This is a genomic window from Deinococcus sp. LM3 (assembly GCF_002017875.1).
Lineage (GTDB): Bacteria > Deinococcota > Deinococci > Deinococcales > Deinococcaceae > Deinococcus.
In genome coordinates this window covers 257,165-269,132 of the sequence record NZ_MUFV01000002.1, presented here as the reverse complement: position 1 = coordinate 269,132, position 11,968 = coordinate 257,165, and the positions used below count along the sequence as shown (strand labels likewise).

Annotated in this window: 8 protein-coding genes; 4 read left to right on the top strand and 4 right to left on the bottom strand. The window is 71.2% G+C overall.

Features of this window, described 5'->3' with window-relative positions:
• Positions 1–104 precede the first annotated feature (104 nt).
• Positions 105–536 carry a response regulator gene (locus BXU09_RS15365; RefSeq protein WP_055362612.1) on the top strand — a complete coding sequence of 144 codons (432 nt, stop codon included), beginning with the start codon at positions 105–107 and terminating at the stop codon, positions 534–536.
• A 260-nt stretch (positions 537–796) separates the two neighbouring features.
• Here the strand turns inward: BXU09_RS15365 and BXU09_RS15360 are convergent, their stop codons facing one another.
• The 3 genes from BXU09_RS15360 to BXU09_RS21615 form a co-directional block, all read right to left on the bottom strand.
• Complete coding sequence (locus BXU09_RS15360) at positions 797–1,654, bottom strand: DNA repair protein (protein WP_078305219.1); 858 nt, start codon at positions 1,652–1,654, stop codon at positions 797–799.
• Between the two features lie 165 nt (positions 1,655–1,819).
• The gene (locus BXU09_RS15355; RefSeq protein WP_078305218.1) at positions 1,820–4,714 is read right to left on the bottom strand and encodes an EAL domain-containing protein; all 2,895 of its coding nucleotides are present in this window, start codon (positions 4,712–4,714) and stop codon (positions 1,820–1,822) included.
• Positions 4,715–4,763: 49 nt separating this feature from the next.
• The gene (locus BXU09_RS21615; RefSeq protein ID WP_078305217.1) at positions 4,764–5,273 is read right to left on the bottom strand and encodes an aldehyde dehydrogenase family protein; all 510 of its coding nucleotides are present in this window, start codon (positions 5,271–5,273) and stop codon (positions 4,764–4,766) included.
• Here BXU09_RS21615 and BXU09_RS21610 point away from each other — a divergent pair.
• Positions 5,187–5,441 carry a hypothetical protein gene (locus BXU09_RS21610; RefSeq protein ID WP_240501437.1) on the top strand — a complete coding sequence of 85 codons (255 nt, stop codon included), beginning with the start codon at positions 5,187–5,189 and terminating at the stop codon, positions 5,439–5,441. The two genes, BXU09_RS21615 and BXU09_RS21610, sit on opposite strands and share 87 nt — an antisense overlap.
• A gap of 23 nt (positions 5,442–5,464) precedes the next feature.
• Positions 5,465–8,431 (top strand): bifunctional diguanylate cyclase/phosphodiesterase, encoded by a 2,967-nt coding sequence (locus BXU09_RS15345; RefSeq protein WP_078305216.1) that lies wholly within the window; start codon positions 5,465–5,467, stop codon positions 8,429–8,431.
• A gap of 25 nt (positions 8,432–8,456) precedes the next feature.
• Here the strand turns inward: BXU09_RS15345 and BXU09_RS15340 are convergent, their stop codons facing one another.
• Positions 8,457–9,308 (bottom strand): MurR/RpiR family transcriptional regulator, encoded by an 852-nt coding sequence (locus BXU09_RS15340; protein ID WP_078305215.1) that lies wholly within the window; start codon positions 9,306–9,308, stop codon positions 8,457–8,459.
• 469 nt (positions 9,309–9,777) lie between these two features.
• On the opposite strand from BXU09_RS15340, the gene ptsG reads away from it, so the two are divergent.
• Positions 9,778–11,910, top strand: a complete 2,133-nt coding sequence (ptsG, locus tag BXU09_RS15335) for a glucose-specific PTS transporter subunit IIBC (RefSeq protein WP_078305214.1) — start codon at positions 9,778–9,780, stop codon at positions 11,908–11,910.
• Positions 11,911–11,968: the final 58 nt, after the last annotated feature.

The following is an 11,968-nucleotide window of genomic DNA, read 5'->3' as shown; positions in this document are numbered from 1 at the left end:
GCTGCCCGGCGGGTCATCCGATATGATGTGTGTATGTCACGTTCTGTCCCTGCCCTCCGTCGCTGCGGCGCCCCCACCGCGCCCACCGGTCCCAGGGGAGACTGTTGACGCGCCCCTTCCAGGTTCTGCTCGTCGATGACAACCCGGCCGATCTGCTGCTCGCGCAGGAGGTCTTTCACGAGCACGGCGACGCCCTGAACGTGACCACCTGCTCCAGCGGGAAGGAAGCCCTGGAGTACCTGCGCGCGCCCGGCACCCGCCCGGACGTCGTGATCCTCGACGTGAACATGCCGGTCATGAGCGGATTCGAGGTGCTTGAGGCCATCAAGGACGACCCGGCGCTGGTGTGGATTCCGGTCGTGATGCTCTCCACGTCCTCGCATCCGGGCGACGTGGCGCGCGCGTACACCCTGCACGCCAGCTCGTACATGGTCAAGAGCGATTCCTTCCAGGCGTTCATGGATCAGGTGGACGCCTTCGTGGCCTTCTGGCGCGAGAGTCGTACCCCCAGCTGGCCGGAACGCGCCGTCCACTGATACGGACTGCCGTCTGTTTCGCCCTCAACCCGGAAGGGCGCCGGGTTGCCAACTCCACGCCCGGTACCCGTGTGGCTCCGACTCGCTTCGCTCGGATTGAATGGCTTGCAAAAACCATTCAATCCGAGCCCGTATGACCCTGCGGCTGAGGGTTCAGGGCGAGCCGATTGACGGTTGACCGGTGGAGGTCGGTGGCGGCGGGATCGCCGCCTGTATCCGCCTTCACCGGTTTTCAGGTTCGCCCCGGTGCCGGTTGGCCGTCAGTTGTTCTTCAGGCCGTGTCGCAGCACCTCGGCGAGTTGCCGGGTGGTGTGGGACTGCAGTTCGTCGAGTTCGGCGCTCGCGGCGCGCAGCAGCGCGCGGTGCGTGTCGGCGTTGCGGGCGTCGGGGCCGGTGACGGTGTGCACGGCGGCCTGCACGGTGAAGTGCGCGTCGGGCAGCAGCGACAGGTTGCTGCGCGCGCCGGCGTGACGGGCGCCGAGCAGCGCGCCCAGCATGCCGACCTCCTCGCTGCGGCGCATCAGTTCGCGCTGGAACACGCGGTCCTTGATGCTGGTGATGACGTCCCAGGCGGCGTCGGACAGGGCGGCCTCGGCGCTGGCGGGGCGGGCGACCTCGGCGTGCAGGGTCTCGCCGCTGCGCCAGGTGCGGTAGAACTGCTCGCCGCGCCCGGAGGTCCAGTGGGTTTCGAAGTCGCGGGCGTCCTCGATCAGGACTTTCAGGCGCGCGGCGGGGGCGTCGCCGGGCACGCGGTGGCCCTCGCCGAGTGCGCCCCAGAGGCTCAGGCCGCGTTCGTCGGTGGCGCGCATATCCTCGTAGGCGCGCGCGAGTGCCTCGACGCCCTGTGACAGCGTGGCGGTGGGGCGCTCGTCGGTCAGGAAGACGATGTCGTCGCCGTCCATGCGGGCGGCGTGTTTCAGGTGGTGCAGGCCCAGGCCCCAGCGGCGCTGCGCGGCCTGGGTGGCCTCGGTCAGGGCGGCGTCCAGGGTCAGGGTGTCGGCTCCGCTGTCCGCGAGGGCCTGGATCTGGCTGTCCACGGCGGCGGTGGCCATCAGCGCGTCGAAGGCGGTGAAGGGGGAGGCGGTGGTGGGTTCGGTTTTCGTTTTAGCTCGTGCCATAGTTCCTTTATTCTGCCCTGAACAGAGCGGAAGATGTGTTCGCCGGACACGTTATCACGCGTGCGTCCAGTTCGGGCCGATCGTGAGAGCGCCAGGTCACACCACTCCCGCTGATCCGAGTTCGCGCAGCACGTAACGCTGCCGGGGGCGGGACGGTGCGGGCGTTCAGGCCCGGACGGTCAGGAACTGCTCGCGGAAGTTCCGGGCGTCCAGGCCCGGCGCGATCAGATAGCCCTGCATGACCGGGCAGCCCAGGTCGGCCAGCAGGTCGGCCTGCTCCGGCGTTTCCACGCCCTCGGCGACCACCTGTAGCCCCAGCGCCTGCGCGAGCCCCAGGGTCGCCTGCACGATCGCGCGGTTCTGCCGACCCTCGCGGCCCGGCGTGCACAGGTCGCGTACGAAGGCCCGGTCGATCTTCAGTTCGTGCGCCAGCAGGTCGCGCAGGGTCATCAGCGTGGAGTACCCGGTGCCGAAGTCGTCCACCGCGACTTTCACCTGCAGGGACCGCAGTTGCCTCACGGCGCCCGTCACGGCGCTCAGGTCGTTGATGAACGCCGTTTCCGTCACTTCCAGCGTCAGCCGCGTCGGGTCGAAGGCGACCTCGTCCAGCAGCGCCGCGAGCCGCGCCGTGAACTGCGGGTGACGCAGTTGCACCGGCGACACGTTCACGCTCAGGCGCAGCGGCGCGGGCCACGTGACCGCCTCGCGCAGCGCCTCCCGCAGCACGAACGCGCCGATCCCGTCGATCAGGCCGGTCGCCTCGGCGAGCGGAATGAACTCGGCCGGCGAGATCACGCCCAGTTCCGGGTGGGTCCAGCGGATCAGGACCTCCGCGCCGATCAGTTCACGGGTCTTGACCTGCACCTGCGGCTGGAACACCAGCGTGAACTGACCGGCGCGCAGCGCCTCGTACAGCGCCGTTTCCAGCGTCAGGTGCGCGATACGCGGCTGCGCGGCCGGCCTGAACACCTGAAAACCCAGCCCGGCGCGCTTGGCGAGGTACATGGCCGTGTCCGCCTGCCGCAGCAGCCCCGCCGTATCCGGCGCGGTGTCCGGGTAGACGCTCCAGCCGACCGCGATCCCGACCCGCAGGGGCCGGCCCGCCACGTCGAACGGCTGCGCCATGGCCACCCGGATCGCCTCGCTGACCGGCTCGATCAGCGCCGGATCGTCCAGCAGCAGCGCGAACTCGTCGCCACCCATGCGGGCCAGCGTGGACACCGGCCACGCGCGCAGCACCTCCTCCAGCCGGGCGCTGATGGCGCGCAGCAACTCGTCGCCCACGTCATGCCCGAGCGTGTCGTTCACGATCTTGAAGCGGTTGAGGTCCATCAGCGCCAGCGCCAGCGGCGCCCCGCCCGACAGCTGCTGGGCCGCGCGGCGCGCGAACCCGCCCCGGTTGGTCAGGCCGGTCAGCGCGTCCGTGAACGCCAGCCGCTCGAGCTGCTCCAGGGTGCGCTGCCGGTCGATGAACAGCGCGATGTGCCCGGCCATGTTTTCCGCGAGCCGGAGCAGGTCCGCACCCACCTCCAGCCGCTTGGGGTGGGTCAGGGCCAGCACGCCCAGCAGTTCGCGGTTGCGGTCGTACATGGGCACCTCCACGCTGGTCCGCACGGCCGGCACCCACTCGCCCCGCACGGCCTGCCCGACCGGATGCCGTTCCCACTGCTCGTGGATCACGACGGCCCGGCTGAGCTTGTGCGGGTCGCGGCGGCCCCACAGGGCGCGGGCGTACTCGCTGGGATAGGTGACGAGCGCCTGCCGCAGCGGGGCGGACACCTGACCCAGCAGCTGGATCAGCTCATGGTCCAGGGTGACCACGCCGGCACTCCAGCTGCCCAGCACCTCGCGCAGCCCACCGAACAGGACACCCAGCACCTGTTCCAGCGGGGCGTCCATCAAAGAGGCCACGTTCGCGTCCGCCAGGCTGCGCAGGAACAGGTCCGCGCGGCGCTGTTCGCCCACGTCCCGCAGGAACAGTGCCCAGTGACTGCCGCTGCCGGCCAGGTCCTGCCCGACGCGCGTGGCGGTCACCTCCCACCACTCGTTCCGGGCGGGCAGGTTCACGTCCCGCGTGAACGAGGCGGCGCCGGTCGCGTTCAGTTCCGTCAGCAGCGCCCGGATCACCTGCCGGTCCGCCGGCGCCCACGGCCACTCCAGCGGGTGCGTGCCCAGCGCGACCGGCAGCGGCGAGAGCAGCGTCTGGAACGCCGCGTTCGTGTACGCCACCCGCCCGTGCTGATGGTTACGGCGGGCGTCCAGGACGCACATGGGCACCACGGCCGCCTGCATGCTGCCTTCCAGCAGCGTGAGCCGCTCGGACTGCCGCAGCCGCTCGGGCAGGTCCGTGGCGTAGGTCAGCATCAGGTTCAGGCTGCCGCGTTCGTTCAGGATCGGCACCAGCGTCCGCTCCTGCAACTGCCCCGCCTGCATTTCCGTCCAGCGCAGCCGCGCCGGGTCACGCTGCGCGCGGGTCACGGCCGCCTCCCGCGCCGGCAGGTCCGAGTCGGGCAGGTTCAGCAGGGCCGCCGCTTCCCGCGCGGTCAGGCCGGTCAGGGCCGTGCGGACCGCCGGGTCGGGCGCCGCCGCCGGGTTCACGTACAGGTACCGGCCGTCCGGGTCCAGCACCGAGAGTTCCAGCGGCAGTTCCTCCAGGATCTGCCGGTAGAACAGCGCGGCGGGCAGCAGTTCCGTCGCGGGGCGGATCGCCAGCAGGCCCACGCGCCGCCCCCCGGCGAGCGTGAACCGCAGCCCGCGCACCTGCGCCGGCAGCGGCTGCCCGTTCGCCCCCTGGAACATGAAGTCCCGCCGCGCGGACGGCATGTCCCCGTCCAGGAACACCTGCAGGCTCAGGCGGAACCCCTCGCGGTCCTGCGATGCCAGCAGCGCCCCCGTCTCTGAGTCCCGTAACTGCTCACGCGGGTACCCGCTCCACTGCGCGAACGCCTCCGACACCATCAGCACCCGGCCCGACGCGCTGTCCACGACCAGCAGCGGGTCGACCGTGTCGGTCAGGGCCGACAGGACCGCCAGGTCGGTGGGAGTCAGGTCGGGTTCCATCCCCCGCAGTATGACCCGTTGGTCTGTCACGCAGGTCTTAACGCCGGGTTCAGCGCCGGGGCCGGTCCTGCCCGCGCAGTCGGTCGCCGAGGCGGCGGGCCGCCCAGAGCGCCTGCACGCCGGGCCGCGCGTAGGGCGGGCGGAACAGGTCGGCGGGACTCCAGCTCCGCTGTGTCAGGACCGCCCGCTCGTGTGAGAGGGTCCGGAAGCCCGCCTCGCCGTGGTACTGGCCGCGGCCGCTCCCGCCGACCCCGCCGAACGGCAGGCCCGGATGAATCATGTTCAGGAACCCGTGATTCACGACCGTGTTCCCGGCGCTGGTCTGCGCGATCACGTCGCGGGCCGCCGCGCCGGAGCGGCTGAACACGTACAGCGCGAGCGGTTTGGGCCGCGCGCGGATCCAGTCGAGCGCCTCGCCGGGCTGCACCTCGGCGGCACCCAAACCCCCGCCAGCCTCGCCCGCACCGCTCCGCTGCTCGAAACCGCGCTGCCGGACCTGCCGCCCGGCGGCGGCGCGCGCCTGCTCACCTACACCCAGGCGCTGATCGCCGGCCTGCAACCCATGAGCGACCCCAGCCCCGCCGTGCGCGCCGCCCTGGACGGCACCGACCTCGCCGCGCTGCACCTGCGCCTCGACGAGGTCCTGCCCGACGCCCTGCACGCCCTGATCACCGGCCTGACCGTCCCGACTGGCCGGAACGTGCAGAACGAATCAAGACGCAGGTAAGAACCATTAGTGGATACTGAGTTATGCAGGATGGTGGTCAATCGGAACAGTCAGGTGCGGTCACGCCAGGAAGCACCACACCATACAGCCCCGCGCTGGGCCGGGCCACGCTGGACCTCCTGAACCACAGCGCCGCCCCACTGCTGATCGCGGCTCCGGACGGACGGATCCTGGGCGTCACGCCCGCCCTGCTGACCCTGCTGGAGCGCACCGCGCCGACCGTGACCGGGCAGCGGGCCGCCGCGCTCGTCACGCCCACCCATCACGCCCAGCTGGCCGCGCTCCTGAACGGCCCGCTCCTGCCGGAACCCGCGCCACTGGAACTGCTGCGCGGCGACGGTCAGCCGCTGAGCGTGCGGGTACGGGCCCTGCCGCTGCCCGCCCCCCACCACGCGACCCTGCTGGTGGTCACGTCCGCGGCCACGCCACTGCACCTGCCCGGCGAGCAGCTGTACCGCGAACTGCTCGATCACCTGCCGATCGACGTGGCGCTGTTCGACCCGCAGGGCCGCTACCTGTACTGCAATCCGGCCGCGATCCGCGATCCGGGGATCCGCGCGGCCGTGATCGGCCTGACCAACCCGGAATACGCCGCGTGGCGCGGGCATCCACCGGAACTGGCCTCCGGGCGGGTGGAGCGTTTCCGGGAAGCGGCTGCCCGCCGCCGCGCCGTGCAGTGGGAGGAGACCATGCAGGCCGGCGGCGAGGCGCGCGTGTACCGGCGGGCGTACTGGCCGGTGTTTCAGGCGGACGGCTCGCTACAGTTCATGATCGGACACGGCGCGGACGTCACCAGCAGCGTCGAGCAGGGTCAGCGCATGACGCTGCTCGAGACCATGGTCGCCACGTCCGTGGACCCGCTGCTGCTGCTCGACGCGCGGCCCGGCCCGACGTACCTGACCGTCGTGTACGGGAACCCGGCCCTGCACGAACTGCTGCGCGACCAGGGACTGGACGACCTGCCGGCCGCGCCGCTGCCCGAGTGGCCGCTGGGCAGCGGCAACCGCGTGACCATCACCGCCATGATCGGGCAGCTGCACCCGAGCGAACCGCGCCGCGAGGTGCTGTATCTGCCGGACGCGCACCAGTGGCTGGAACTGCACGCCAGTCCCATCCTCGCGCCGGACGGGCAGTGCACCCACTGGGCAGTGAACCTGCGCGACGTGAGCGACGCGCAGCGCGCCACGCAGGTCCAGACGCACGTCGCGGCCGCCAACCGGCTGGCGCTGGGCGGGGCGCCCCTCCAGGACAGCGTGGACGCCCTGCTGGGCGGCATCGAGTCGCTGAACCCCGGCTGGAAGGCCGCGCTGGTCCTGGCGGACCCGGACGGGACGCTGCAGGTGGTCGGGGAGATCAACCGCACCTTCCAGCAGGCCGTGAACGGCACGCCGTCCCGGCACCTGCAGGACATGTGGGGCCAAGTGGACCCGGACCGCACCGGCCTGAGCATGGACATCCCGGACCTGCTGGATTTCGATTCGCCGCTGCTGGCCGCGCGGGAGATCGCGCCCAGGCTGGGCGTGCGGACGCTCACGCAGTTGCCGCTGTACGGCCGTGACGGGCAGCTGCTGGGCGTGCTGGCCGCCGCGCACGGTCAGGCGCACCAGTGGGCGGCGCCCCTGACCGACACCCTGCGGCGGCGTGTGCCGGCCGCGTCCATGCTGGTCGAGCAGCACCTGCAGCAGCGGCGACTGTCCGCCCTGGCCTTCACGGACGCCCTGACCGGCCTGATGAACCGCGTGACCCTCGGCGAGCGGCTCGATCAGCTGCTGATCGACGCGCAGATCGGCGGTGAACGCCTCGCGTTCGGCCTGATGGACCTCGACCGGTTCAAGTTCCTGAACGACGGGTACGGGCACGTCGCCGGCGACCGACTGCTGCAGCAGCTCGCCCGCCGCCTCGAGCAGGTCTGCGCTGCGTACGCCGTGCCGGCCCTGGCCCGCATGGGCGGCGACGAGTTCGCGGTGATCGTCCCGGCCGGACGCCTGCCGGAAGTGACGGCCGGCCTGAACGCTGTGTTCGATCAGCCGTTCGAGACGGGCAGCGGCGCGGTCCTGATGCAGGCGTCGCTGGGCTGGAGCGTGTACCCGGACACCGCCCGCGACGCCAGCGAACTGCACCAGCAGGCCGACGCCGCCATGTACGCTGCCAAACGCCGCCAGCTGTTCTCGCAGGTGTTCGAGGCGACCACCCGCACGGGCCGGCAGACCCTGACCCTGGAAACGGCGCTGCGCGAGAGCCTGCGCGACGGGGACTTCCACCTGGTGTTCCAGCCGCAGATCGGCGTGCGCCGGGGCAGCCTGGTCGGCGCGGAGGCGCTGCTGCGCTGGACCCACCCGGTCCTGGGTTCCGTGCCGCCGGACCAGTTCATTCCGGTCGCCGAGATGGGCGGCCTGATGGGGCAGCTGGGGGACTGGGTGCTGCGGGTCGCGTGCCAGGAAGCCACCCGCTGGACCGGCGTGTGCCTGAGCGTGAACGTGTCCAGCGTCCAGCTGAACGCCCCGGACTTCGCCGATCAGGTCCGCGCGGCCCTGGCCGGCAGCGGCCTGAGCGCCCGGCGGCTGGTGCTGGAAGTCACGGAAACCGGCCTGCTCGACAATCCGGCCCGTACCCGCCAGACCCTCCAGGCGCTGCGGGACGAGGGCGTGCGGATCAGCATCGACGATTTCGGCACCGGGTACTCGTCGCTGGTCAGCGTGCGGACTCTGCCGGTCGACGAGTTGAAGATCGACCGGTCCTTCGTGAACGACCTCGGTCAGGATTCCCAGGAGGGCCGCGAGAGCCGCGCGATCATCGGGGCCAGCGTCCTGATGGCGCACGCCATGGGCATCGACGTGGTCGCCGAGGGCGTCGAGACGCCCGAACAGGCCGCGCAACTTGCGGAACTCGGCTGCGACCTGATGCAGGGCTGGCTGTACGCGCCGGGCCTGAGCGCCGAGCAGTTCCTGGACTGGCAGGCGCGGTGGCGTCAGGAGAAGACCACGCCCTGAGCGCCTCAGGGCACCCGCTCCGCGCTCAGGCTTTCTTCTCGCCGACGCTGTTGGCGGTGACGCGCAGCATGGCGTCCGCCTCGGGGCGGCGGGTCAGCAGGGCGGCGTACAGTGCCTCGAGCAGCAGCAGCTGGCTGGTCAGGGTGTCCAGCACGCCGTCGGTCAGGGGGTCTTCCTGGCTGGCGGTGAACAGCACGGCGCTGGCGTGGCGGGTGATGGGACTGGCGGCGCGGTGCGTGACGGCGACCGTGTACAGCCCGCACTGCTGCGCGAGTTTCAGGTGCCCGATGGTGTCGAGGGTGCTGCCGGTGCCGCTCAGGCCGATGACGACGCTGCCGCGCGGCAGCGTCGAGATGCTGACGGCCGCGAGGTGCGGGTCGGGGTACGTGGCGGCGGGCACGCCGATGCGCAGCAGGCGGTGCGCGAAGAACTGCGCGGTGAGGCTGCTGTTGCCCTGCCCGGTCAGGTCCACGCGCGGGGCGCGGGCGAGGCGGTCGGCGACGTCCTCGGTGACCTGCGGGTCGAGCATGCGGGCGGTGCCTTCGAGGCTGCGGACGGCCTGCTGCGTCAGGCGCTGCATCTGGCTGGGGGCGTCCCCGGCTTCGTCCGGGCGGGGGCGGCGGCCGCCGAGGTCGCTGGCGAGCGCGATCTTGAAGGCGTGAAACCCGGCGTAGTTCAGTTTGTGGCACAGCCGCGTGATGGTGGCCTCGCTGACGCCGACGCTGGCGGCGACCTCGGTGATGGTCTGGTGGACGGTGGTGTCGGCGTGCGCGACGACGTGATCCGCGACGCGGCGCAGGCTGGGGGAGAGCGAGTCGGCGTGCAGGCGGATGCGCCCGATGGCGCCGCCCGCGCCCGGTGTGACGGCGGTGGTCATGCGGCGGTCCTCCTGCGGAACCTGACTGGGATGGAGACTGGGACGGGTGTGGTCGCGTGAGCTGATAGGGGTACGGTAGCGCCTGAAAAGAATTTTTGTCAACGCACCTGACCGCTGACAGCGGTTTTCAGGGACGTGGTGGCGCGGGTGAGGCGCGCGGTTGGCCCGCCGCGCGGCAGGCGGGGCGGTTCCCAGGACGCCGGCCTGCGCCGCCTCAGGGCACATTGTCTGAAAATTAATTTTGGGATCAGTAAATTGACAAGAATAATTTTCACTTCTAGAGTGAAGCGAGCCGCGTTCCGACTTCCCCCGCCTGCCAGACCGTGGAGGCCCCAGCGCATCACCGATCCCCGGCCCGTGACTGCCCCGCGCAGCCCACGCGCCCCGGCCGATGCGCCCTCCCGTCCACTGACAGGGCCGCTCCTGCCTGAACGCGAACATCCATCCTCTCCCAGGAGTTCACTGTCTGATGACCACACCCACCTCCACCGCCCCTGGCTCCGTGCCGGGCAAGCCGCCCCGCAAGACCGTCTTCGCCGCCCTCCAGGAGATCGGCAAGGCCCTGATGCTCCCGGTCGCGGTGCTGCCCGCCGCCGGACTGCTGCTGGGCTTCGGCTCGGCCTTCAACGACCCCAGTTACTCCTGGCACGCCAGCATTCCCGAGTGGCTGCAGTTCACCGGCCGCATGATGGTCGGCGCGTCCGACGTGATCTTCGGGAACCTCCCGGTCATCTTCGCGCTGGGCGTGGCCATCGGCCTCGCGTCCGGCGCGGGTGTCGCGGCGCTCGCCGCGCTGGTCGGTTTCCTGGTCATGCACGCCACCATCAGCGCCTACCTGGGCCTCGGTGACGCCGCGAAATTCGACGCGCTGAGCGCCGCCAGCAAGGGCGCGTACGCCAAGGTGCTGGGTATCAACTCGCTGCAGACCGGCGTGTTCGGCGGCATCCTGATGGGCCTGCTCTCCGCGTTCCTGTACAACCGCTACAAGGACATCCGCCTGCCCGCCTTCCTGGGCTTCTTCGCGGGACGGCGCTTCGTGCCGATCGTCACGGCCGCCTCGGCCATCGTGGTCGGCATCCTGCTGACCTACCTGTGGCCGCCGGTGCAGCAGGGCCTGAACGCCTTCTCGAACGTCGCCACCGAGGGCGCGCCCGTCGCGGCCAGCGGCATCTTCGGCTTCGTGAACCGCCTGCTGATCCCGTTCGGGCTGCACCACATCTGGTACCAGCCGTTCTGGTTCATCGCCGGGGAGTACACCACGCCCGCCGGTGAGGTCGTGCGCGGCGACCTGACCCGCTACATCGCCGGGGACCGCAGCGCCGGGATCTTCATGACCGGCTTCTTCCCGATCATGCTGTTCGCCCTGCCCGCCGCCGCGCTGGCGATCGTGCACGAAGCCCGCCCGGAGCGCCGCAAGGTCATCGCCGGGATCATGGGCAGCGCCGCCCTGACCTCCTTCCTGACCGGCATCACCGAACCCATCGAGTTCGCGTTCATGTTCGTCGCGCCGCTGCTGTACGTGTTCCACGCCGCCATGACCGGCCTGAGCTTCATGGTCATGAACGTCCTCGGGTCGCGCAGCGGCTTCACCTTCAGCGGCGGGGCCATCGACTACTTCCTGCTGATGCCCAAGAGCACCCGCGCGTGGCTGGTGCCGGTCGTGGGCCTCGTGTTCGCCGCCGTGTACTATGTGGTGTTCCGCGCCGTCATCCGCCGCTTCAACATCATGACCCCCGGCCGTGAGGAGGTCAGCAGCGAGGACACCGCCGCCGCCACCGTCCGCGCCGCCGGCGGGGACCGCGAACTGGCCGTGGACATCCTGCGCGCCCTGGGCGGCCCCAGCAACATCAGCAACCTCGACGCCTGCATCACCCGCCTGCGCGTCAGCGTGAACGACAAGAGCCGCGTCAGCAAGAGCCAGCTCCAGATGCTCGGCGCCGCCGGCGTGCTGGAAGTCGGCAACAGCGTGCAGGCCGTGTACGGCACCCGCAGCGACCAGCTGAAAGAGGAGATGCGCCGCGTGATCGAGGAAGGCGCGTACACCGAGGCCAACCCCGCCGCGACCCGCCCCGCCGACGCCGCGCCCGCCCAGGTTCACGTCGGCCCGGCCGCGCCCGCCATCACCACCCAGCCCAACCCCATCCCGCAGACCGCCGGCGGCGCGCCCGCCCTGCCTGCCGACTTCACGCTGCCCATGCCGGGGCGCGTGCTGCCCATCACGGACGTGCCCGACCCCGTCTTCAGCGGCCGGGTCATGGGTGACGGCTTCGCCATCGAACCCACCGGCGGCCGCGTCGTCGCCCCCGTCAGCGGCGAGGTCGTCACGCTGTTCCCCACCGGTCACGCCATCGGCCTGCGCGCCGACAGCGGCCTGGAAGTCCTCGTGCACGTCGGCATCGACACGGTCAGCCTGAACGGCGAGGGCTTCACCGCCCGCGTCGCGCAGGGCGACCGCGTGACCGCCGGGCAGACCCTGGTGGACGTGGACCTGGACGCCGTGCGCCCCCGCGTGCCCAGCCTGATCACGCCCGTGATCTTCACGAACCTCGCCCCGGACCAGAGCGTGCAGATCGACGGTCAGACCGTCACGCTGAAGTCCTGATCCCCTGCGCCTGACCCTCAAGCCCGCGCGGGCGGCCATGACGTTCGCCCGCGCCCCC

Coding starts and splice junctions, on each gene's coding strand:
- BXU09_RS15360 (WP_078305219.1), bottom strand. CDS start 1,654: ATGGCACGAGCTAAAACGAAAACCGAACCCACCACCGCCTCCCCCTTC.
- BXU09_RS15355 (WP_078305218.1), bottom strand. CDS start 4,714: ATGGAACCCGACCTGACTCCCACCGACCTGGCGGTCCTGTCGGCCCTG.
- BXU09_RS15345 (WP_078305216.1), top strand. CDS start 5,465: ATGCAGGATGGTGGTCAATCGGAACAGTCAGGTGCGGTCACGCCAGGA.
- BXU09_RS15340 (WP_078305215.1), bottom strand. CDS start 9,308: ATGACCACCGCCGTCACACCGGGCGCGGGCGGCGCCATCGGGCGCATC.
- ptsG (WP_078305214.1), top strand. CDS start 9,778: ATGACCACACCCACCTCCACCGCCCCTGGCTCCGTGCCGGGCAAGCCG.